The sequence below is a fragment of the Corallococcus terminator genome, from assembly GCF_003611635.1.
Lineage (GTDB): Bacteria > Myxococcota > Myxococcia > Myxococcales > Myxococcaceae > Corallococcus > Corallococcus terminator.
On sequence record NZ_RAVZ01000010.1, the window covers coordinates 21,770 to 44,358 of the forward strand.

General features: G+C 68.8%; 20 protein-coding genes. 11 read left to right on the plus strand and 9 right to left on the minus strand.

What is annotated here, in order from left to right; genetic code table 11:
- The first annotated feature begins 111 nt into the window (after positions 1–111).
- Entirely contained in the window at positions 112–1,020 is a 909-nt protein-coding gene (locus D7V88_RS02950; protein ID WP_244237942.1) for a GNAT family N-acetyltransferase, read from the plus strand.
- A gap of 46 nt (positions 1,021–1,066) precedes the next feature.
- Here the strand turns inward: D7V88_RS02950 and D7V88_RS02955 are convergent, their stop codons facing one another.
- Positions 1,067–1,654: a TetR/AcrR family transcriptional regulator gene (locus tag D7V88_RS02955; protein ID WP_244237943.1), complete on the minus strand. Its 588-nt coding sequence runs from the start codon at positions 1,652–1,654 to the stop codon at positions 1,067–1,069.
- Positions 1,655–1,748: 94 nt separating this feature from the next.
- Between D7V88_RS02955 and D7V88_RS02960 the strand changes: the two genes are divergently transcribed.
- Positions 1,749–3,563: a flavin-containing monooxygenase gene (locus tag D7V88_RS02960; protein WP_208726078.1), complete on the plus strand. Its 1,815-nt coding sequence runs from the start codon at positions 1,749–1,751 to the stop codon at positions 3,561–3,563.
- Positions 3,564–3,571: 8 nt separating this feature from the next.
- Positions 3,572–5,221 (plus strand): SMP-30/gluconolactonase/LRE family protein, encoded by a 1,650-nt coding sequence (locus D7V88_RS02965; protein WP_120539083.1) that lies wholly within the window; start codon positions 3,572–3,574, stop codon positions 5,219–5,221.
- 46 nt (positions 5,222–5,267) lie between these two features.
- Here D7V88_RS02965 and D7V88_RS02970 read toward each other — a convergent pair whose 3' ends face one another.
- Positions 5,268–5,810: a DUF3592 domain-containing protein gene (locus tag D7V88_RS02970; RefSeq protein WP_120539053.1), complete on the minus strand. Its 543-nt coding sequence runs from the start codon at positions 5,808–5,810 to the stop codon at positions 5,268–5,270.
- 144 nt (positions 5,811–5,954) lie between these two features.
- Here D7V88_RS02970 and D7V88_RS02975 point away from each other — a divergent pair, with 144 nt between their 5' ends.
- The gene (locus D7V88_RS02975; RefSeq protein WP_120539054.1) at positions 5,955–6,413 is read left to right on the plus strand and encodes a hypothetical protein; all 459 of its coding nucleotides are present in this window, start codon (positions 5,955–5,957) and stop codon (positions 6,411–6,413) included.
- 184 nt (positions 6,414–6,597) lie between these two features.
- Positions 6,598–7,206 (plus strand): biotin transporter BioY, encoded by a 609-nt coding sequence (locus D7V88_RS02980; RefSeq protein ID WP_244237944.1) that lies wholly within the window; start codon positions 6,598–6,600, stop codon positions 7,204–7,206.
- Positions 7,207–7,248: 42 nt separating this feature from the next.
- Here D7V88_RS02980 and D7V88_RS02985 read toward each other — a convergent pair whose 3' ends face one another.
- The gene (locus tag D7V88_RS02985) at positions 7,249–8,136 is read right to left on the minus strand and encodes a LysR family transcriptional regulator (RefSeq protein WP_120539055.1); all 888 of its coding nucleotides are present in this window, start codon (positions 8,134–8,136) and stop codon (positions 7,249–7,251) included.
- 121 nt (positions 8,137–8,257) lie between these two features.
- Between D7V88_RS02985 and D7V88_RS02990 the strand changes: the two genes are divergently transcribed.
- The 4 genes from D7V88_RS02990 to D7V88_RS03005 all read left to right on the plus strand — a co-directional run bounded on the left by D7V88_RS02990 (position 8,258) and on the right by D7V88_RS03005 (position 13,414).
- Positions 8,258–9,070, plus strand: a complete 813-nt coding sequence (locus D7V88_RS02990; RefSeq protein WP_120539056.1) for an oxidoreductase — start codon at positions 8,258–8,260, stop codon at positions 9,068–9,070.
- 144 nt (positions 9,071–9,214) lie between these two features.
- Entirely contained in the window at positions 9,215–10,528 is a 1,314-nt protein-coding gene (locus D7V88_RS02995; RefSeq protein ID WP_147448579.1) for a fibronectin type III domain-containing protein, read from the plus strand.
- A gap of 139 nt (positions 10,529–10,667) precedes the next feature.
- Complete coding sequence (locus D7V88_RS03000) at positions 10,668–11,567, plus strand: macrolide 2'-phosphotransferase (RefSeq protein WP_120539058.1); 900 nt, start codon at positions 10,668–10,670, stop codon at positions 11,565–11,567.
- Positions 11,568–11,725: 158 nt separating this feature from the next.
- A complete protein-coding gene (locus D7V88_RS03005; protein WP_120539059.1) occupies positions 11,726–13,414 on the plus strand; it encodes an invertase recombinase-like protein in 1,689 nt (562 codons plus the stop codon).
- Between the two features lie 69 nt (positions 13,415–13,483).
- Here the strand turns inward: D7V88_RS03005 and D7V88_RS03010 are convergent, their stop codons facing one another.
- From D7V88_RS03010 to D7V88_RS03025, 4 genes are read right to left on the minus strand one after another with little or no spacing between them, the layout of a single operon-like run.
- The gene (locus tag D7V88_RS03010; RefSeq protein WP_120539060.1) at positions 13,484–14,368 is read right to left on the minus strand and encodes a DMT family transporter; all 885 of its coding nucleotides are present in this window, start codon (positions 14,366–14,368) and stop codon (positions 13,484–13,486) included.
- Position 14,369: 1 nt separating this feature from the next.
- A complete protein-coding gene (locus tag D7V88_RS03015; RefSeq protein ID WP_120539061.1) occupies positions 14,370–15,167 on the minus strand; it encodes an aldo/keto reductase in 798 nt (265 codons plus the stop codon).
- Positions 15,164–15,796 (minus strand): AraC family transcriptional regulator, encoded by a 633-nt coding sequence (locus D7V88_RS03020; protein ID WP_120539062.1) that lies wholly within the window; start codon positions 15,794–15,796, stop codon positions 15,164–15,166. The genes D7V88_RS03015 and D7V88_RS03020 overlap by 4 nt, the downstream gene beginning before the upstream one ends.
- On the minus strand, positions 15,786–16,958 hold the full coding sequence (locus tag D7V88_RS03025; protein ID WP_120539063.1) for an NAD(P)/FAD-dependent oxidoreductase: 1,173 nt from the start codon (positions 16,956–16,958) through the stop codon (positions 15,786–15,788). The genes D7V88_RS03020 and D7V88_RS03025 overlap by 11 nt, the downstream gene beginning before the upstream one ends.
- Before the next feature lie 344 nt (positions 16,959–17,302).
- Here D7V88_RS03025 and D7V88_RS03030 point away from each other — a divergent pair, with 344 nt between their 5' ends.
- Both D7V88_RS03030 and D7V88_RS03035 read left to right on the plus strand, forming a co-directional pair.
- Entirely contained in the window at positions 17,303–20,074 is a 2,772-nt protein-coding gene (locus D7V88_RS03030; RefSeq protein WP_244237945.1) for a TonB-dependent receptor, read from the plus strand.
- A 1-nt stretch (position 20,075) separates the two neighbouring features.
- Complete coding sequence (locus tag D7V88_RS03035; protein ID WP_120539065.1) at positions 20,076–20,999, plus strand: hypothetical protein; 924 nt, start codon at positions 20,076–20,078, stop codon at positions 20,997–20,999.
- Here D7V88_RS03035 and D7V88_RS03040 read toward each other — a convergent pair.
- Both D7V88_RS03040 and D7V88_RS03045 read right to left on the minus strand, forming a co-directional pair.
- Positions 20,964–21,848, minus strand: a complete 885-nt coding sequence (locus D7V88_RS03040) for an NAD(P)H-binding protein (protein WP_120539066.1) — start codon at positions 21,846–21,848, stop codon at positions 20,964–20,966. The two genes, D7V88_RS03035 and D7V88_RS03040, sit on opposite strands and share 36 nt — an antisense overlap.
- An 80-nt stretch (positions 21,849–21,928) precedes the next feature.
- Positions 21,929–22,354 carry an immunoglobulin-like domain-containing protein gene (locus D7V88_RS03045; protein WP_147448580.1) on the minus strand — a complete coding sequence of 142 codons (426 nt, stop codon included), beginning with the start codon at positions 22,352–22,354 and terminating at the stop codon, positions 21,929–21,931.
- Positions 22,355–22,589: the final 235 nt, after the last annotated feature.

Consider the following 22,589-nt stretch of genomic DNA (forward strand, 5'->3'; position numbering starts at 1 on the left):
CTGCGTCGCTCATTGAAAGGATGCGCTCGAATGATGAATCACTCCGAAATCTCGCGGATCAGGCCTCCGCACCTGAATCAATGCCGCGCCGCCCTGGTGCCTGACGAAGGAATGTCAGCGCTGTCGGACGACTACTTCCGCTCCGTGCACCACCTGCGGGCCGAAGGCGTGACGCACACGCTCGTCATCGAGGACGGCGGGGGCAGCGCGCTGCGGGTGCCGCTCATCGTGCGGCCCATCGAGGGAACGCAGTACCGCGATGCCATCTCCCCCTATGGCTACCCCGGCGGGGGGCAGGATGGGTTGGGCGAGTTGCCGAAGGATGCCGTGGACTGGACAGGCACCGGGCTCGTCAGCCTCTTCGTGCGAGACCGCGTCGCGGGCCCGCGCTGCTTCGCGGGCGGGACGGAGCGCAACGAGGTGTTCTTCATCGACCCGAGGCTTCCCCTGGAGTTCCCGGCGGAGGCCCGTCGGCAGATGCGGCGCAACACCCGGCTGGGCTTCTTGAGCACCTGCTGTCCGGTGCGCGAGGCCTCGCACGAGGAGCGCGAGGGCTTCAAGGACGTCTACCGGCAGACCATGGTCCGCGACGGGGCGCACGCCCGGTACTTCTTCTCCGACGCGTACTTCGAGGAGCTGTTCTCATCCCCTGTCGCCTGGCTTGCGACGACGCGTGCCGCGGACGGCCACATCGCCTCTTCGGGGGTGGGGGTCTCCAGCGATGGCCTGCTGCACTACTACCTGGGCGGGACGGCGGATGCGGACCTGGCGCGCTCGCCGGCCAAGAACACCGTCTTCGGGGCGCTGGTGGAGCTCAGCGCGCGGCTGGGGATGCCGCTGCACCTGGGCGGCGGTGTCCGGCCGGGGGACGGCCTGGAGCAGTTCAAGCGGAGCTTCTCGAACACGTCCTCCCACCTCTGCACGCACGAGCTGATCTGCGAGCCCTCGGTGTACGACCGTCTCTCGGAGCGCAGCAGCGACACGGGGTACTTCCCGGCCTATCGCGCGCCGCAAGCCTGAGCGGCCCGCGACGTCCGTTCGTCTCAGGGGGCCCGGCGGCGGTCCTTCAGGTCCCCCCTTCGTCGACGACCGCCTGGATGGCCTGCTCCAGCCAGCGGCGGGTGGAGGTGTTGCCCGACGCTGACTGGTGATGGTCGGGCATCAACCGGCAACTGATGAGAAAGCCGCTCCAGAGGATGTTGAGCCGGGCCGCGCGCCCCTCGCCGTCCGGTGGGCCGAGCCAGCGCGCCAGCGGCTCCATCGCCTTCTCCCGCAGCAGTTCGACCGTCGTCGCGTATGCCTCGGGATCCGTCGCCGAGAGGATCAACATCGCCAGGGGCCCCGGAGCGTCCTCCGCGCCGAAGAAGAGCGCCACCACCTCCTCACCGAAGCGCCGACGCTCCACCTGCAACAGGGGGGTGATGTCGAGCACCTGCTCCAGCGTCGCCCGGTACAGCCCCTGCTTCGAACCGAAGTAGCGGCCCACGAGCGAGGAGTTCACCCCCGCCAGGTCCGCGATGTCGCGCACCCCCGTGCTGGCGAAGCCACGCGTGGAGAACAGCGTCCGGGCGGCGTCGATGAGCGCGGCACGCGTGCGCTCGGCATCGCGTTGACGCGTCGAGGACCTGGGGTCGGGCGGAGGCGGTTTATGCACGGCTGTTTACCTATGCCAGGAATTCAGGTATGTCCAGGGATGTACACGGCCGTGTACATCGTGCGCGGCCACCTGGCCGAAGGGACGTGCGCGGATGACTGCGACGACACGGAACGAGCTGTCTTTCTCTCTGGATGCGTTGAAGGAGAAATACCGGCAGGAGCGGGAAAAGCGGCTGCGCGCGGATGGCACTGCCCAGTACCTCCCGCTTCAGGGCGTCTTCGCGGACTTCGACAAGGACCCCTACGTCGAGCCCGGCTTCACCCGCCCGGCGCTGACCGAGCGGACGGACGTGCTGATCGTCGGCGGTGGCTTTGGCGGCATGCTGGCGGGCGCTCGCCTGCGTCAGGCGGGGGTGGATTCCTTCCGCATCGTCGAGAAGGGCAGCGACTTCGGCGGCACCTGGTACTGGAACCGCTACCCGGGCGCGGCCTGCGACGTGGAGTCGTACATCTACCTGCCGCTGCTCGAGGAGACGGGCTACATGCCCAGGGAGAAGTACGCCAAGGCGCCGGAGATCTTCGCCCACTGCCAGCGCATCGGCCGGCACTTCGACCTCTACAAGGCCGCCTTGTTCCAGACGCTGGTGCGGACCATGGACTGGGACGAGGGCACCCGTCGCTGGAACATCACGACGGACCGGGGTGACCTCATCGCGGCACGCTTCGTCATCATCGCGGGCGGCATCCTCCACAAGGCGAAGCTGCCGGGCATCCCGGGCATCGAGACCTTCCAGGGCCACTGCTTCCACACGAGCCGCTGGGACTATGCATACACGGGTGGCAGTCCGACGAGCCCCATGACGAAGCTGGGCGACAAGCGCGTGGGCATCATCGGCACGGGGGCGACGTCGGTGCAGGCCATTCCGCACCTGGGCGCCACGGCCCGGCAGTTGTATGTCTTTCAGCGCACCCCCTCGGGGGTCGGCGTGCGAGCCAACCAGCCGACGGACGAAGCCTGGGCGAAGTCGCTCCAGCCGGGCTGGCAGCAGGAGCGCATCCGCAACTTCTCCGCGATCGTCTCCGGCCGCCAGCAGCCCGTCGACATGGTCAACGACGGCTGGACCTACATCTTCCAGGGATTGGATCTCACCCAGGCCCGTTCGGCGGAGGAAGCCGCCGAACTCGCGCAGTTGTCTGACTTCCGCAAGATGGAGGAGATCCGCGCGCGCGTGGGCGCCCTCGTGAAGGATGCCGCGACGGCCGAGGCGCTCAAGCCCTATTACAATCAGATGTGCAAGCGGCCCTGCTTCCACGACGAATACCTGCCGACGTTCAACCGGCCCAACGTCCAGCTCGTCGACACCGAGGGAAAGGGTGTGGAGCGCATCACGCCCACCGGCGTGGTGGTCAACGGAAGGGAATACCCGGTCGACTGCCTCGTCTACGCCTCGGGTTTCGAGGTGGCGGGAGAGTTCACCCAGAAGCTGGGCTTCGACATCCGGGGGAGGGGCGGCCGGTCGCTGCGGGATGCCTGGGCCCAGGGCCCGGCCACGTTGCACGGCATGCACAGCCGCGGCTACCCCAACCTGATGCTGTTCACCACGACCCAGAGCGGCTGGGCGATCAACTTCGTGCACATCCTCGACGAGCAATCCCAGCACGCTGCCCACATCATCGCGCGGTGCCTGAAGCAGGGCGTCGAGGTGTCCGAGCCCTCGGAGCAGGCGCAACAGCAGTGGTGGGACGTCATCCTCGGCCGGCTCAAGACGAGCGCCACCTTTGGCGGGGCCGACTGCACGCCGGGCTACTACAACAACGAGGGAATGAAGGCGGGCCCGGAGATGATGAAGTTCGCCACCTTCGGAGGCGACACGCTCGCGTTCATCGACGTGCTGCGCGAGTGGCGCAAGGGCGAGGAGTTCGTGGGCCTGGAGCTCACGCGCGGCGGGGCGGAGGTCCAGTCATGAGCGCTCGCATGTTCCGATTTCTCTCCAAGTCTTTGGCCGCCAGTCTGGTGTTGGCCGGGGCTGCGGTGCTGGCCGCTCCGCCCAGGGCCTGGCGCCAGGAGGTGGTGGTGGCCGGCTCCCCCTTCCAGGGCGTCCACGGGCTCGTCGTCGACGGCAAGGGCCGCCTGCTGGCCAGCAACCTGTTGGGCCAGACGGTGCACTCCGTCGACCTGAAGACGGGCGCGGTGAGCACCCTGGTGGGGCCTCCGCTGGGCGGCGCGGATGACGTCACCCTGGGACCCGACGGTTCGGTCTACTGGACCGGCTACTTCACCGGCCAACTGATGCGGCGCTCGCCGGATGGCAGGACGCGCGTCATCGCCCGGGGGCTGCCGGGCCTCAACTCGCTGGCCTTCCGCGGCGATGGCCGGCTCTACGCCACCCAGCTCGGCGCGGCGGATGTGCTGTGGGAAGTGGACCCGAACGGCAAGAAGCCGCCACGCAAGGTCATCGACGGGCCCGGCTTCCTCAACGGCTTCGAGTTCGGCCCGGACGACAAGCTCTACGGCCCCCTCCTGCTCAAGGGGCAGATCGCCCGCATCGACGTGGACACGGGCGGCATCGAGCCCGTGGCCCAGGGGTTCGCGATGCCGACGGCCGTCAACTTCGACGCGCGGCGCGAGCACCTCTACGTGGTCGACGCGGCGCGGGGCGAGCTGGTGCGGGTGCGGCTGCCCTCGGGCGACAAGGAGGTCGTCACGACGCTGCCCACCGGACTCGACAACCTGGCCGTGGGTCCCGACGACCAGGTGTACGTGTCCAACATGGTCGACAATGACATCCGCGTGGTCAACCCCGCGGGGGGCTCGGTGCGGGTGCTGGTCGAGGCGCGCTTGAGCGTGCCTTCGGGCATTGCCGTGGCGCCGGATGATCCGGACGAGCGCGTCTACGTGGCGGATGTGTATGCCCTGCGCCAGGTGGGCGGCCTGGATGGGAAGATCCACCAGACGGACCGGGTGCTCTCCTCCCCGACGAACTTCCCCATGAACGTGAGCGTGAGCGCCCTGCACGTGGTGCGCAGCACGTCCTATCTGGGCGGCCACAGCAGCGTGCAGGTGCTGGAGCGGGCCACGGGAAAGCTCCTGCGAACCCTCCCCAACGCCAACGGCGTCCAGGGCGTGGTGGAGCTCGCCGACGGCACGCTCATCCTCGCGGAGGGTGCCACGGGCCGGCTCGTGCGAGTGGACACGGCCGAGCCCGCGGTCACCACGGTGCTCGCCGAGGGGCTGGAGGGCCCGGTGGGGCTCGCGGCCGATACCGACGCCACGGAGCCCGGCGTGTACGTCACCGAGGTGCGTTCGGGGAAGGTGACCCGGGTGCGGCTGTCGGATGGCGCCAGGCGCACGGTGGCCAGGGGCCTCAAGGGCCCCGAGGGCATCGCCCGACATCCGGACGGTGGGCTCTTCGTCGCCGAGGTGGGCCGCAAGCAGTTGGTGCGCATCGATCCCGCCACGGGCAGGTCGACGGTGGTCGCGAGCAAGCTGCGCATCGGTCTGCCCGAGAGCGCTCCCTTCCCGCCGGGCTACCTGCCCACGGGCGTCGCCGTGGGGCGCTCGGGTACCGTCTACCTGACGTCCGACATCGAGAGCGCCCTCTACCGCTTCGTTCCCGAGCCCTGAGAGGACAACCAGGAAGGTCCAGACCCAGGCCTCCTTCTCCCAGGCCCTAGTAGTCCGGACCCCGGCGGTGATTGTCGCGATGGGCAGGCGCCCTGGAGGGCTTCGACGGTTGGTATTGCTGGATCTGTCTGGAGGGCGTGGGCGTGGGCCGCTCCGGCGTCGTCTGCCCGGAGCCGCTCATCGCCGCGAGCACGACGGTGATCATGAGCAGCACCAGGATCCCCAACCCGAACAGCGCCTTGCCCAGTCCGACCTCCGTGCCCATGCGCTGGTGCTGGAGGGGGGTGTCCGGCAGGTAGAGGACCTCCAGGGAGTCCCCCTCGGAGGCGCGCTGGAACCTGAAGCCGCCCGGGCGTTCCCTGTACTCATCGCGGATCTCCGAACCGTCCGGCAGGTGGAAGACGTACTCCACGATGCGGTGTTTCGAATCCAGGAAGCTCTTGCGGACGCGGACCACTTCGCCCCGTGCATGCAGGCCTTCCTCCCGCAGCTTCAGGGTGAGCTGGTGAGCGACCAGCAACTGCACCAGGAACACCAGGAGGATTCCCACGGCGAACACGATGAACATGACCCCGCCGATGGCGTCCATGGTGTCTTCCTCCGGCCGCGGATGGTGTTGCGGCTCCTGGTGGCGCGAGGATGGCGGGGGAGGGGGCATGGACGCAACCGACCGGAATCTTCTGCTAAGACAGGAGGTGGGACGGATGAGCCGCCCCGTCGCGAAGAGGGGCGCATGCGAAGTATCGCTGGATGGTTTCTCGTCATCCTGGGGCTCGCCGGCTTCGGTGTGGAGATCGACAACCTGCGCAGGGGCACGACGGACTCGACCGTCCTGGGGCTCATTCTCGCCACCGTCTTCGTCCTCGGAGGCCGTGAGCTCATTCGAAGCGCGCGGCGAGCAAAGCTGCCGGCCGAGCCGGGGGAAGTGCTCACCATGGCGCCGCTCCCCGCCATGTCCCGTCGCGACATCGAGAGGGCCGTCCTCACCTGCGCGAAGCAGCATGGTGGCCGCGTCACGATCGCCGAGGTGGCGGCCGAGAGCAGCCTCAGCTTCACCGAGGCCAAGACGGTGCTCGAAGAGCTCCAGAGCGCAGGCGCCTGCACCGTCGACGTGACCGAGCAGGGCGCCTTCATCTACGAGTTCAACGGCCTGATGCCCCGCGAGCCCGCGCGCGAAGCCGTCGACTCCTGAGGTTGCGGCGCCGTTGAACCCAGCGGCGCGAATGCTTCCAGCGATTTTCGCGAGCGCCACGCACGGAGCCGATGGACCGTCGCGCAAGGGCCCTTGCATCGAGGCCCGTCCTCGCTGAGCATCGGTTCGTGTCTTCTGCTCCCTCTGTGTCCCGCGGCTCGCACTCCTCGCTGGTGGTTCCGAGTTGAGCGCGGGCGAGAGTCCTCCACCGCAGCGCGTCCTGGCCGACGTCTTCGTGCGCACGCGCGTCCACGAGGGTGCGCTCGTGCTCGCGGCGGCGCTCTGCACCGCATTGCTCGCGCAGGTGGCCCTCCCGGTGCCGGGCTCGCCGGTGCCCATCACGGGACAGACGCTCGCGGTCGTGCTCACGGCCGCAGCGCTCGGGCCTGGACGTGGCATGGCCGGGCAGCTCGTCTATCTCCTGCTGGGGGCGGCGGGACTGCCGTTCTATGCGAAGGCGGCCAGCGGTTGGGGGCAGCTCGCCGGGCCAACCGGGGGCTATCTGGTGGCCTTCCTGCCCGCGGCCTTCCTCGTGGGCCTCGCGGCGCGCCACGGCTACGACCAGCGACCGTGGACAGCGGTGCCCCTGTTCCTCGTGGGACAGCTCGTCATCCTGGGCATCGGCATGGTCTGGCTCCGCGTGGCGGTCTCGCTCGACTTCGCCACCGCCTTCCAGAAGGGCTTCCTCCCCTTCGTCCCCGGAGGGTTGATCAAGGCCGCCATCGCCGGGCTGATCACCTTCCTCGCATGGCGGCTCGTAAGGGCTCGCGCTTCCCGAGCCACGGTCTCCTGAAGCCAGTGCGGGCTCCGGCGGAGGCTCGTCCCGCATGCTCCTTCAGGTCCGTGTCCGCACGAAGTCGACGAAGGCCTTGAGCACGGGTGGCAGGTGCCTGCGGCTCGGGTAGTAGAGGAAGAACCCGGGGTAGGGCGGGCACCAGGCCTCCAGGACGCGGACCAGCCGTCGCTCGCGCACCAGGGACTCGACCTGGGACTCAAAGACATACCCCAGCCCCAGGCCCGCGAGCGCGGCTTCCAGGATCTCCACCTGATCGCTCAGCGCCAGGGCGCCCCGCGTCTCCACTTCCAGTTCCTGGCCATTGCGCTCCAGCTCCCATGCGTAGCGTGAGCCATTGCTGAACCGCAGTTGGATGCAGTCGTGCGCGGCGAGGTCCTTCGGCGTCTTCGGAAGAGGGCGCTTCGCGAAATACTCCGGCGAGGCGACGATGGCTGAGCGCAGCGGCGGCCCGAGCGGAATCGCGACCATGTCCGCGGCCACGCGCTCACGGAAGCGCACGCCCGCGTCGAAGCCCTCCTTGACGATGTCCACGAACGCCGGGTTGTCGACGACGTCCACCTCGATGCCCGGGTAGGCCGCCATGAAGGGACCGAGCACCGGCATCAATCCCAGCCGCGTCGCCACCCGGGCCGCGGTGATGCGCAGCCGGCCCACGGGCGCCTCGCGGAACGCGTTCAGGTCATCGAGCGCATCGTCGATGTCGCGGAACGCGGGACGGAGCCGCTGGGCGAGCCGTTCTCCGGCCGCCGTGAGTCCCACGCTCCGGGTGGTGCGGTGCACCAGCCGAAGACCCAACTTCTCCTCAAGCCCCCGCAGGCTGTGGCTCAGCGCCGAGGGCGTTACCCCCAGCGCCCCCGCAGCGCGACGGAAGTTCAGGTGCCGGGCGATCTCCAGGAACACCGTCAGCTCACGGACGTCGGCCTGCATGGACGCTTCCTCTCCTCTGTTGAGCGAGGCTCAACAGTCTAGTGCATGCTGTGCGGATTCCCTCATGGATGGCCAGCGTCTATCTCTATGCGTGTCGGAACCGCTGACAAGGAGCACGCACATGAAGACCTGGCTCATCACTGGCGCATCCCGTGGATTTGGACTCCGCATCGCTCAGGCGGCGCTCGACGCAGGCGACCGCGTCATCGCCACCGCGCGCAACCCCCAGAGCATTCCCCTTCAGGCGCACCCCCGGCTGGTTGTCGCGAAGCTGGACGTGACGGACGAGGCCGAGGCCCGGCGCGTCGTGGCGAATGCGGGGCGCATCGACGTGCTCGTGAACAACGCGGGCTTCGGGCTGCTCGGGGGCGTCGAGGAGTCGAGCGCCGAAGAAATCGAGAAGCTCTTCCGGACCAACGTCTTCGGCCTGCTGGCCGTCACCCGCGCGGTGCTGCCCGTCATGCGCCAGCAGCGCTCCGGGCATGTCATCAACCTCTCGTCCATCGGCGGGTACCGCTCGGGGGCGGGGTTCGGCGTGTACTGCTCCACGAAGTTCGCCGTGGAAGGCCTGAGCGAGGCGCTGCATGAGGAGCTCGCCCCGTTGGGCATCCACGTCACGGTCGTCGAACCCGGCTACTTCCGCACCGACTTCCTGGATGAGACTTCACTCACCCGGGCGGCGAAGATCATCCCCGACTACGCGGAGACGTCTGGCGCGACGCGCACTCGCGCCACCGCCATCAATCACCAACAGCCGGGCGACCCGGCGAAGCTCGCCACCGCGTTGCTGGAGTTGGTGAAGCTGAAGCAGCCCCCGCTGCGCCTTGCCCTGGGCAGCGACACGGTGAAGGGCATCGAGGACAAGAACGCGTTCGTCGCCCGCGAGCTGTCCGCCCACCGCGCGCTCTCCCTCTCCACGGACTTCACGTCGTGAGCGCGCCCTGAAGCCAGGGCGGGCGACGGTCTCCGGGACACGGGGCAGGGCCGTTTGAATGGTGTAGGATATCGGCCCAACGAAGTGGCCGGACTTCGTCCTCACCTGGGGGGCTTCATGTCACGTTGGACTCCGTTCCTTTTCTTGCTGACGGCCGGATGGATGGCCTGCGGCAGTCCTGCGGAGACGCCAGAGGTGCCGGCGGTTCCGAGCGATAAAACCCACATCCGCGCGGCCTATGATGATGGGCAACCCGTCGTGGATGCCTCAGTGAGGCTGAACGGGGCCGAGGCGGGCCGGACGGACTCCGCTGGTGAACTGACCCTTGAGCTCTCCCTGGGGCAGCACCAGCTCGAGCTTCAGCTAGGGTCGGGGGACGACACGTTCTCCCGGATCGTGCAGACCCTGGAGAAGGGCACGGAGCTCCAGGAGGTGAGCGTCCGCCTGCCGAGGTCCGTGCGCTTGCTCGCGCCGCGCGAGGTGACGACGTCGAGTGTTCACCTCGCCTGGGAGCGGAGCGACGACAGGAAGTTCCGCGAGTACAAGGTCTACGCCAGCTACTCGCCCGCCTTCGACGAGACGAACGGCGTGCTCGTCCATGTGGGAACCGAGGTCTCCCTGACGGACTTCACGTTGGCGGGTCAGTACTTCGGGGGCAGTCCACTCGTCTCGGCCGACACCCAACTCTACTTTCGCGTCTTCGTCCTCGGGGAGGATGGCACGCTCGCTGGCAGCAATGTCCTCCCTGTCCGGACGCCCAAATGGGCCAACGAAGCCAACTTCACCCGGTCCTACCGGCTGGCCCTCGAGCGCAACTTCGCGGGTGCCTGGCCGATCTTCGGAGTGGCCTACGACGGCAGCTCGCTTTGGTTCCTGTACCGGCAGGATGTGGGTGGCTATTACGATCCTGACACGCTCACGCTGGTGCAGCGCGACCCCGTCACCCTGGCGGTGCTCAATACGTTTGTCTTCGAGGACTACCGGGTGCCCACGGGCATGACCTGGGACGGCTCCTCGCTCTGGGTGAGCCTTGGCGGGAGCAACAACCGGCAGCTTGTGAGCATCAACCCCACGACGGGAGCTCACGAGCGGGCCTTCGTGACGACGGAGGGGACGGAATCCCTGGCCTGGACAGGCAGCCTCCTCTTGCAGAGCAAGGGCTACATCCAGGGGCCCATCGAGCGCGTCGACCTCGCGACGGGAGGAATCGCGGGGACCTTCATCAATCCCTTCACGCAACGGGGTGCGCACCGCGCGGCGGGCATTGCCTATCGGCCCGGCGAGATCTGGGGAAGTGATCTGGCCAGACCCGACCTCGTCATCCTCGATGACGCCGGTGTGCATATCGGGGTCGTGGTCAGCGCTTCCATCTACAAGCACATGACCTTCATGGGCGACAGGTTGGTGGGCATTACCGGTGACTCCCTGGTCCATGTCCTGAAGGTCGAGCCGCAGTAAGGTCGCGTGGATATGTGGCTTTCGGGGCAGGGGCGCCTTCAACCCTCGCCACCGCCCGTCAGGTTGGCGGGTCGGATGTGTCAGGACCTCTTGCCCGGGCTCGCTCCCTGGCGGGCCCCTCACGAAAGGACACCCCTCCATGCCCCTGCCTCCAGATGATGCCCGGCGGATCCTCGAACGTGCCGCCTCACACGGCCTGTCGCTCAACCCCGAATCGCTGTCGGTCAACGAGGCGGGGCTCGACTATCGCGTCGTGATGGCTCGCGACGCAGGCGACGTGGAGTGGGTCCTCCGGATCCCCCGGCGCGACGATGTCTCCGCGAAGCTCGGTGCGGAGCGGGCGATCCTGGACTTCGTCGGCCCGCGCCTCGGAGTCCCCGTCCCCCGGTGGCAGGTGGCCGACCGCAGTCTCATCGCCTACCGTGCCCTGCCCGGCAGGCCCGGGCTGACGCTCGACCCGGCCTCCGGCGAACCCGTGTGGCACTTCGACCGCGAATCCCGCGTCTATGCCCGGGAGTTCGGCCACCTGGTCAGCCGGCTGCACGCAATCAGCATCGAGGAGGCCGGGCGCGCCGGCCTGACGGTCGAGACACCCGAACAGGTTCGCACCGGCTGGGCCGCCGACATCGCCCGGGTCCGCAAGGAGTTCGACGTGGCCGAAGCGCTCGTCCGGCGCTGGGAGGACTGGCTGGGGGATGACTCCTACTGGCCCCGGCACGTCACGCTGACGCATGGTGAGCTGTATCCCGCCCACGTCCTGCTGGCCCCCGACGACACCATCACCGGCGTGCTCGACTGGACCACCGCCAAGGTCGGCGACCCCGCTCGCGACTTCGTGTTCCAGCGGATGCTCGGTGTGGACGCCGTGTTCGAGGCCACCGTCGACGCCTACGTGAAGGCGGGCGGCCAGGTCTGGGAACGGATGGGCGACCACTGCATGGAGTTGCTCGCGGCCAGCCCCATTGGCTACGCGCTCTATGCGCTGACCACGGGCCAGCCGGGGCACCGGGAGGCCGCGGCGGCGATGTTGATGCCCTGAGCCGCGGCTGCCGCGCACGCCATCCATACTACCCGTCACGACGGATTCATCCGGATCGTGAAGCAGACGCAGGGGCTCGCCTCTTGTGGCTTCGGCGCTGCCACCCCCAGGGGGAAGTGTGGTATGGGTGGATATTTCCTGGAAAGCGGAGGCTCGCTGTGACGTTGTTTCGAGTGTGTCTGGCTTCACTGCTGCTCGTGGTGGCCGCCTGTGGTGATTCGAATCCAAATCCAGAGGTGACGCCTGATGCCGGCCAGCCCCGGCCGGATGCGGGCGGTGGGACGCCGGACGCGGGCGATGAAACGCCGGATGCAGGCGGTGGGACGCCGGACGCCGGTGATGAAACGCCGGACGCGGGCACCGAGACGCCGGACTCAGGTACCGAGACTCCGGACGCGGGCACCGAGACGCCCGACGCAGGCACCGAGACGCCCGACGCAGGCACCGAGACGCCCGACGCGGGCACCGAGACGCCCGACGCAGGCACGGAGACGTCGGACGCAGGTGAGCCTCCTGCGAGAAGCGTCATCGACAATTGGGGCTTCGAAGAATGGCCCGGTGCGCTTCCGGCGAAGTGGTACGGCAGCACGTCGAATATCTCCCCCGACGACGTGCGGCTGGAGACGACGAATGCCTTTGAAGGCAGGAACGCGGCCCGGCTGTCCAATCCGTTGACCGCGCACAGGCGCTTCAGCACCCTGGCGAAGTCGATGCCCGCGGGCCGCTACTCCTGCACCTACCAGGTGCGAGGCAACGGCGACGTGCGAAACGCCTTCTTCGACGACGACTACTCCTCCTACTCGGCCTACACCTCGGTCAACAGCAAGGAGTGGAAGGCGGTGGCGTACAACTTCAACCTCGCCGCCAACGTCTTCGACACCTTCGAGCTCATCTTCAGCATCCGGAATACCAGCGGAGAGCACCTGTTCGTCGACGACGTGCGCTGCGTGCGGGCCGACGAGCCGTGTGATGCGGTCAGTTGCGAGACCTGGCAGCGTTGCGTGAATGCCACCGCGACCTGCGAACCTCTCTCCGGTCGCTGCCAGGACGCCGCGGACTGCAACGAGTGGCAGTCCTGCGATGAGACCCACACCTGTGTGGTCGCCGCGGATCGCTGCACCCGTCACGCGGATTGCGCGGAGACCCCGGCGACGCCGGTCTGCGAACAGGCCACGCATCTGTGCGTGGCGGGCGACCCCTGCGCTGGCGTCACCTGCAGCCACGCGGCGACGAGCTGCAACCCCACGACGGGCGTGTGCGAGCTGGCCGAAGGCGCCTGCTTCACCACCTACGACTGTGTCGGCGCGCTGCCTGCCTGCGACGCGGCGACCCGGCGCTGTGTCGCCGCCGCTCACCCCTCGAACATCATCCGCAATGGTGGGTTCGAGAGCTGGGACACCTATTCCATCCCCTACTACGGGAACCACTACATTCCCGATTACTGGTACGGCATGGACAACGGCATCGCCGACCCGGGCACCGAGATCAAGCCCACGCGCCTCGTGCCGTACACGAACGCGGTGCACGGCGGCTCGCTGGCGCTGCAGTTCGTCGTCCCCATCCAGGTGGCCGAGCGCTTCTCGCTGGAGAAGTTCAACGTCCCGAGCGGCAGCTACTCCTGTTCGTACCGGGTGCGAGGCCACGGCAGCATCCGCCATCGCACCTATTCGAGCGGCGGCTGGAGCGCGCAGACCGACTTCCTCGCCGTCGACAGCGATGCGTGGCAGCCGGTGTTCTTCCGCTTCACCGGCAACGTGCGCGACTGGCGCCTGATCCTCTATCCGAGCCGCAGCGTGGCCGACCGCGACCACCTCCAGATCGACGACGTCGTCTGCACGAAGGACTGAACGGACGCTGATTCATCGCCGTTGAGAGAGCGGGCCGCTTCCCGAGGAGGGAAGCGGCCCGTCTTGCATTCACCGGCCGAGGATGAGGATGGCCATGCCCCCGATGAGCACGAGGATCATCAGCGTCTTCTGCCAGAGGTTCGCCTCGCGGAAGAGCAGGGCGGACAGGAGGAAGGCGACGATGAGGCTCGTGCGGCGCAGGACGGACAGCAGGGACACCATCGACTGGGGATCCATGAGGGCGTGGAAGTAGATGAGCTCCGCCAGCACCCAGGAGACGCCCACCAGGGGCACCGCCCAGCTCCAGGTGAGGCCCAGCCCCAGGCCGCCCCTGCGCAGCATGTACGGCACGAAGAGCAGGGCGGACAGCGCGCACCGCTGGAAGGCGGAGTGCGCCTGGATCTCCAGCACCGGGAGCTGGAGCTGGACGACGAGGTACTTGTCATAGACGGTCGTCACCGCCGACAGCACCGTGGCCGACAGCATGAGCAGCACGGCGGTGTTGCGGAAGACGACGATGCCTTCCTTCCTGCCGACGACGGAGAGCACGTAGTAGGACAGCACGGTGATCATCAGCCCGAGGAACTGCATCGGCGTCAGCAGCTCCCGGAACATCACGAACCCGCCCGCCAGCGTCCAGAGCGGCCCGGACGCCCGCACGGCGCCAGCAATGGAGATGGGCAGCTCCCGCACCGCGTAGTACGCGAGGATCCACGACGCCGTCATCGCGACGCCCTTGGGGAGCAGGAGCGCGTGCTCGCGGAGGGACAGCCCGAACGGATCGATGTGGATGGGCAGCGCCCCGGGGAACAGGGTGGGAACCCAGACCAGCGCCCCGAAGAGCGAGGACCACATGACGACGGGGATGACGGCGTTGCCCGTCATCGCCTTCTTCGTCCAGACATCGTACAGGCCGAGCATCACCCCGGCGCCAAGGCCATAGGCAATCCACATCTCAGCCTCCCCGGGCGCCGAAGGCCGCGAGCGTCTGGCGAAGGTGGTCCACGGATTTCGTGCCCGTCAGCACGAAGCCCGAAAAGGCCTGGCCCAGGACGTGGTCGAGCGACTCCCGCAGCGCGACCTCGCGCGCCTTCTCCGGGGCATGGAGCAACTGCCCCATGGCGAAGGGCCGGTTGATCAGGACCTGGAGGCCCTTCCGCGAAGCCAACGCGAAGACGGGCTCCAGCGTCCGGTGGAGCGTGTTGTAGGGGAACTGGAGGTAGGAATAGAGGCCCACCGAACAGGCCGCCTCCGCCGCCGCCACGTCGCTGATGCTCGCGCCCAGGCGGGTGATGCCCAGCGAGCGGGCGTACTCGAGGGCGCGCACCACGTCGGGCGCGCCCACGGTGGCTGCGGTGGCCTTGTGCACCTGGAGCAGGTCGATCCGCCCGAGCCGGTGGAGGCTCTGGTCGAGGCTGCGGCGGAGCGCGTCGTACGCATGGTCGGTGAAGGAGGTGTGGGCCTCCGCGTTCCAGTGCTCGCCGAACTTGGTGGCCACGAGCAGCTCCTCGCGCCGTGAGCCCAGGGTGGTGAGGAAGGCTCCGAACCGCTCCTCGCTGGTGCCATAGGCGGGCGCCGTGTCGAAGCAGCGGACTCCGGCTTCGACGGCGAATTCGAGCAGGCGCCGCGCGTCCGCCTCGGGAGGGGGAGGCTCCGAGTGGTAGCCCCACGTGCGGCCGATGGACAGCAGGCCAAGCCCGAGTCCGACGGGGCCGGGCGCGACCGGTGCTTCAGCGTCACCCCGGGGGCTCATGGTGCCGCCTTCGGGTGGAAGAAGGACTGGGGTTTCGCATCTTCCAGGCGGAAGGTGCCGCTGCCCGCGATGACCTGGCCCACGCCGACCACCAGCCGGCGGGCCGTGCCGGAGCCCTTGAGGACGGCGGCGCGCCGGTCCGGATCCGGGTCGCTGAACGCGGCGCCCCCGGCCAGGCTGCATCCGTCCACGGTGATGGCCCCCAGCACCTGCGTCCCCGACCCCAGCTCCGTCTGGCCGAAGACGGACGCGCCCCCCAGGTAGCGCCCGCCATCGCCGATGACGATGCGCGCGCCGGCGCTGTTCGCCTTCGCGGTGAAGCCGCCCTCGCCAAACTGGTTGCCATTCCCGATGAGGAGGGGGCCGGTCTCCGCCGCCAGCAGGGTGCCGGTGTGGAAGACATTGCGGTCGCCCAACCGCAGCTCCGCCGTCGGCGCGCAGGTGAGGGTGACGCAGGGATGAAAGACATTGCCCTGGCCGATGCGCGCGTGACGGGAGATGAGCACGGAGAACGGATCGAAGATGACGTTGCCGCTGCTGGCGAGCGCGAGGACTTCCTTGATCGTCAGCAGGCCCGCCGCGAGACGGGGGGCATCGAGGGCGGAGAGCAGGTCCAGGTCAGGCTGCATGGGAGGGCTCGCGACGGTGGAGGGTGAGGTTGGCGTGCAGCACGTCACAGGGGCGCTTCGCGATGAGGCCATCCTCCAGGCGCTCGTAGAGCCGCGCCGTCAGGACGTCCGTCAGGAAGGGCGTCTCGGTCATCTTTCCCGGCAGGATGCAGATGTGCCCGGGGACGGGTTCGTGGATGGCGATGTTGAGCGAGCGCGCGGCGCCCGCGTCAGGTGAGAAGTCCACCTTCGTGCACGCGACGTCGGTGAAGGGCGTCCCGCGCTTCCAGCCGGGCACCAGCCGCTCCAGCGCCCGGTGGAGGTTGCCGGCCTTCTCCTCGATGACGTTGTAGTCAGGCTCGGTGCAGAGCAGCGCGTCCTCGTTCAGGCCAACGATGCTGTAGCCGCCGTGGTGCATCATCGCCGCCTCGTGCGGGTCCACGTAGAACAGCCCGTGGGCGCCCAGGCGGGGCACGACGACCAGGTGGCTCTTCCAGTAGCGGATGGGCAGCTCCAGCTTGAAGAAGTCGCGGAAGAGATCCCTGGCGCCGAAGCCAGCGGAATAGACGAACAGCCCCGCCTCGACATGGAGCGTCTGTCCGTCGGCGGTGACGACGCTGGCCTCCAGGCCGTTGATGCGCTCCAAGCGGGCGCCGGTGAGGACCTCGGTGCCGCCCTGCTGCGCGGAGGTGTAGAGCTTGCGGTACAGCATCCGGGTGTTGAGGCTGACGTCCGCGACCTCGAAGATGGCGGCGGCGCGGGAGAGGTCGGCGGCCGGGAAGCTCGAGACGGCGGCGGCCCGGGCCCTCGGCCGGTACCAGACGCCCGCCTCGTCCCACCGGGACGTGAGCTCCTGCACCCGGTCCACGTCGCGGACCAGGACCAGCGGGGTGCGGTCCGCGTCCTCGACTGCCTCCGGCGCGAAGGCGCGAATCTGCTCGTGCCCGTAGATGCAACGCCGCGCCACCTGGACCGCGTTCTCCCGGTCACGGATGGAGCCGGCATGGTAGCTGCCCCGGTGCAGCCAGCCCTCATTGCGCGTCGAGGGACCGCTGGCGAGCGTCGGCTGCTTCTCCAACAGCAACAACCGCAGCCCGAGCCGGGACAGCTTGTGGCTCAGCATCAGCCCGGTGATTCCTCCTCCTACCAACACCACGTCGTAGCGGCGGACGTCTCGCGTCACGGCACGCCTCCTTGTCGTTGCATGAAATTTCCAATCCCTTTTCAATTTGTTGCACGAACGTGACTAACCGGAAAAGCAAGGTGCGCGAAGATGGCTGGTTTGGGTCGTGCAACGGAAGGATGGGGGGCGTCTGCCTGTCTGCCGTGCGGTTGCGACTCCAGGGCGGAGGGTGGAGGCGTGAGGCGTGAGGCGACGTGATGGCTCGGGCGCCGCACGGCCTTCCCCCGGATGCGCGCTCCCGGGGCGCGGGCTCAGGGGCCACACTCCAGGTGACGTGAGGCGGTGGGGTGGGGGACGGACCTGTCGCCCCACGCGGCGCCGCATCCCGTATGCTCGCCCGCGCCATGTCCCCGAACCTGAAAGCCCGAAGCGCGCTCGCCGCGGCCTCGCTCCTGCTGGCGACCCCGGTGCTCGCGCAGGCCCCGCAGCCCGGCGCGTCGCCCGCGCAAGCCGCGCCACCCTCGCAGGCCGAGGGCGCTCCGCCCGCGCAGGCCCAGCCCACGATGACGAAGGCCCCGGAGCTGGTGCAGCAGGTGGCGGCCCCGTACCCGCCCGAAGCGCTCGCGGAAGGGCTCACTGCCTCCGTGCGCCTCATCATCACCATCGCCGCGGACGGCACCGTGTCGGACGTGCTGCCCACGGAGCCGGCGGGCCATGGCTTCGACGAGGCGGCCCTCGCGGCGGTGCGCCAGTTCCGCTTCTCGCCCGCGGAGGTGGACGGCGTGCCCGCGCCGGTGCAGGTGGAGTACGTCTACCACTTCACCCTCGACGCTCCGCCGCAAGAGGCCCCCGGACCGGAGCAGGTCCAGGCGGCGCGGAAGGCCACGCTCACCGGCCAGTTGATTTCGCGCGGCAGCCGCTCGCGGGTGCCCGGTGCCACCGTTCGCTGCGGTGATGATCCGGAGGCGCCCGAGGCCATCTCGGACGCGGACGGCCGCTTCACCCTGGAGGTGCCGCCCGGCGAGTGCGCGGTGCGCGTGGTGGCGTCCGGCTTCCAGCTCTACCAGACGAAGGAGCAGCTCCAGGAGAACGTGACGACGGAGGTGAACTTCTTCCTCGCCCCCTCCGCCGGCGCCCTGGAGACGGTGGTGCGCTCCGAGCGGCCGAAGAAGGAGGTCGTGCGCCGGACCATCACCCGCCAGGAGGCGCAGCGGACGCCGGGCACCTTCGGAGACCCCATCCGCGTCATCCAGACCCTGCCGGGCGTGGCGCGTGCGCCCTTCATCTCCGGCGAGCTGCTGGTGCGCGGCTCCAACCCCGGCCAGACCTCGACGATGATGGACGGGGTCCGCATCCCCATCCTCTTCCACCTGCTCGGTGGCCCCTCGGTGGTGAACGCCGAGTTCATCGACCAGCTCGACTTCTTCCCGGGCGGCTACGGCAGCCAGTACGGCCGCGCGGTGGGCGGAATCGTGGAGGTCGGCACGCGCAAGGGCGCCGCCGACACGTTGCACGGCTCCGTGAAGGTGGACCTGCTGGACGCGGGCTTCTTCCTGGAAGCGCCCGTGACGGACGGCATCAGCGTGGCCGCCGCCGCGCGGCGCTCGTACATCGACACGCTGCTGCCCCTCGTCCTCCCCAAGAGCGAGGGCAGCACGCTGTCCGTGGTGCCGCGCTACTGGGACTACCAGGTGCGCGTGGACTTCGGCGCGAAGCGGGGCGCCCGCTCGGAGGAGGAGGCCCAGGCGCAGGCGGGCGGCGCGCGCAGCACCGGCTACGTCATGGCCTTCGGCAGTGACGACCAGCTCCGGGTGGTGTCCGCGGGCCCGGAGACGGAGCGGGACCTGTCGGTGGACACGCAGACCCTCTTCCACCGCCTCAAGGGTGACTGGACGTACCGCAAGGGCGCGCTCACCTCCGTCTTCACGCCGTACCTGGGCTACGACGCGAACAGCTTCCAGTTCGGCGCCGCGAAGCAGGACGGTGTGGGCTACACGGTGGGCGCGCGCGAGGTGCTGGGCCTGGAGCTGTCCCCCTCGCTGACCGTGCGCACCGGCCTGGATCTCGTGTACGAGCACCAGTCCTTCGACGTGGAGTTCCCCGCCCCGGAGAACTTCGAGTACGTGGCCTTCCCCGGCGCCGAGTCCGTGGGCGAGCTGCTGGTGGAGAAGATCGGCCTCGGCTCCTTCGACGGCGCGCTCTTCGTGGAGGCGGACCTGAAGGTGGGCAAGTTCACCTTCACCCCCGGCGTGCGCGGCAACCTCCAGCGCGCGGGCAACGCCCGGAACCTGGCGTTGGATCCACGGCTGTGGGTGAGCTTCGCGGCCACCGAGCGCACCAACCTCAAGGGGTCGCTCGGCCTCTACAGCCAGCCGGCGGAGACGTTCCGCTTCATCAGCCTGCCGTACGGCAACCCGGACCTCATCTATCAGCGCGCGTTCCAGAGCAGCCTTGGCGTGGACCACCGCCTGACGGACGTGCTCAACGTGGACGTGACGGGCTTCTTCAACCGCCGCTACAACAACATCGCGGCGCCCGGGCAGATCGTCGCGCGCGCGGAGGGCGGCGTCGTCCAACTGCCGTACTCCAACGAGGGCATCGGCCGCGCCCTGGGCCTGGAGGTGATGGTGAAGAAGAACCGCGCGTCCGCGACGGACAAGTGGTCCGGCTGGCTGTCATACACCTTCAGCCGTTCGCTCGACGGGCGCACGGGCTCCAACCCCGACAGTGGCGGAGGCTTTGGCGGCAGCTTTGGTGGCAGTGGTGATGACACCTACGGCCTCAGCCCCTTCGACCAGACGCACATCCTCACGCTGGTGAGCAGCTATGTGCTGGGCAATGGCTGGGAGCTGGGCGGGCGCTTCCGCTACACCACCGGCCGTCCGACGACGCCGCTCAACCACTCGTTCGACCTGTACCAGGCGGATCGCAACCGCTTCAACGGCACGTATGGGCCGTATGCCTCGGCGCGCACGGCGGGCTTCCACCAGCTCGACGTGCGGCTGGACAAGGGCTGGCAATTCCAGAACTGGACGCTGGGGGCCTACATCGACGTGCAGAACCTCTACAACGCGGAGAACGTCGAGTTCGTCTTCAACGACTACCGGCAGCGCCGGGAGTACGAGGTGCCCGGCATCCCCATCCTCCCCGTGGTGGGCGTGAAAGGAAGCTTCTGACATGAAGGCCCTTCTCAACTCCGGAGGTCTGCTCCTGTTGGCGATGGCGGCGCTCGCCTGCGTCGACCCCGAAGACCGGTCCTCTCGCGTGCACGACTTCCGGGTGCTCGGCGTCTCCACGGAACAGCCAGAGCTGATGGCCTCCACCTGCGAGCGCACGCCGGAGGCCCTGGACGCGCTCGCGGCGGAGGTGACGTACCGCGCGCTGCTGGTGGATCCCTCAGGCGAGGGGCGCTCCATCTCGTACACGCTGTGGGCGTGCGCGGATCCGGATGACCGCACGTGCGCGAACGAGGCGGACCGCGCGCTGCTCGCGGAGGGCACCACGGGCGCGGGCGAGCTGACGCTTCCCATCCGCCCCGGTGCGGCGAGGGTAGGGGAGGACAGGCTGCTGCTGGAGCGCGTGCAGGAGGAGGATCCCTACCTGGGGCTGGGAGGCATCCGCATGCCGCTCGTCCTGCGGGCGGTGGCGGGCGACGAAGAGGTGTACGCGCAGAAGCTGATGGTCTTCTGGTGCCCGGTGGTGGAGGGCATGAAGGCCAACGAGCAGCCGGTGCTCCCGGGCCTGCGGGTGGACGACGTGCCCTGGCAGGACGGCGTGCTGCCGGAGTTCAGTGGCCCCGGTCCCTTCGTGGTGACGTCCGAGGACGTGTCGGCACTGGAAGAGGCGTACGTGGTGCCGGGCCTGCGGCTCCAGGCCGTGAACCTCAAGGAGGCGTGGGAGATCTCCTGGCACGCCACCCTGGGGGAGTTCGGTCCGCAGGAGACGGGCGGAGCGGACTTCGGTGGTCAGCAGGGACGACACCGCACGGAGTGGAAGCCGGCTGAAGGCGCGGCGGCCCAGGAGGTGACGTTCTGGGCCGTGGTGCGCGACGGGCGCGGCGGCAGCTCATGGTTGGTGCGGCGGGCGCGCTGGAGCCCCTGAGCAGCGTTCAGTGACGTAGTCCTGGAGCGACGTCCGCCCGTGCAGCGTGCTGCCCGGATCCGGGAAGGTGCCGTCGACGGTGGCGGCCGTCATGTTCGCGTAGGACTTCGCGGCGGAGGGTGAGAACCCGAAGCCGCGGAAGGTCTCCACCCACCGCTCGCGGGGCACCACCTCCACCTTGACTGGCCGGCCCAGCACCGCCGCGCAGGCCGTGGCCACATCGGTGGGCGCATAGCGCTGGGGTCCCTCCACGTGGAAGAGGCCGGGGCGGTCCTCCGGCGCGGTCATCAAGTCCGCGGCGACCTCCGCTAGGTCCCGAGGAGCCACCATGGGCAGGCGGAAGTCGGGCGGGAAGAACGACTGCACGATGCCGTGCTTCGCCGCGCTCTGGAGCGCCATGTCCCAGTTGGTGAAGTAGTAGGCGCCGCGCACGATGCTCGCGGGCACCCCCTGGCGCGCCAGGCCCTGCTCCATTTCGTGGAGCACGCCCAGGTCTCCGATGTGCTCGCCTGCCTGGGCTCCGAACGTGGAGGCCGCGACGATCCGCTCCAGCCCTGAACCTTCCAGCGCTTCGAGAATGGCCCTCGAGGTGGTGCGCTCCTCGCGGTCCGTATCGGTCGTGGGCGCCGCGGGCGGGTTGAGGAGGAAGAGGCGCTTGCCCCGCCTGAACACGGCCCGCAGCGCCTGGACTTCCCGCACGTCCACCCGCGCCGCGTCGGCCCCCAGCGACCGAAGTGCGTTGAGCTTGTCTTCACTGCGGGACACGACCGTGACCGACTCGCCACGCTCCAGGAGGAGCCTGGACAGTGCGGACCCGATGTGGCCGGTGGCGCCAAGGATGATGTGCATGGGACTTCTCCTGTGGAAGCAGGTGGAAGAGGGACGCGATGGCGAGGTGCGCCCCCTTGGCTCCTCGAACGCCGACAGTCCTACGGCGTCCCTTCCTCGCTGACGAGGAAGGTATTGCTGATCACCGGCTCGCGCTCGGACCGCCCCTCGGAGTCGGTCCGCAGGGTGTCCACATCGTGCACGATGCGGTACTCGCCGGCCGGCAGCGCAGCGGGCAGCCGCAGCGTGTCATGGGCCTCCGCGCCCGCTTTCAGCGTGTAACTCGGGAGCTGGCAGGCCTCGCCAACGCTCAGGTGCGGCGTGTGGATCCACCCGCTCTCTTCCTGGTGTTCGATCCGGACGACGCAGAGGTTGTAGCCCACCTCGCGAGTGCCCTGGTTCTGGAGCACGAGCTCCACGGTGTCACCGGGCTGATACTCCGTGGCGTCCGTGGTGAGGGAGACCATCACCTCTCCACAGGCCACCAGAAGCGTGGTGAGGGCCATCAACGGAAGTGTGAGTCGCATCTGCATCCTCCTGGGAATGAGCCCCTGCGCCAATGCAGCCACCGGGCCAATTCCATTCCACTGTCTTCTCAGGGGATTGCATAGGAGGCCCACTCGGAAATCCGGAGTCGCGCCGTCAGGCCTCACGGATCTCCACGCCCGGCAATCCTGGCCGGTGATGGCTGACCTTGCCGGCCCTCCGGACCCGGATCACGGCAACACTTGCCGTCCTGGAGGTCGCTTCCTGGGGACGGAG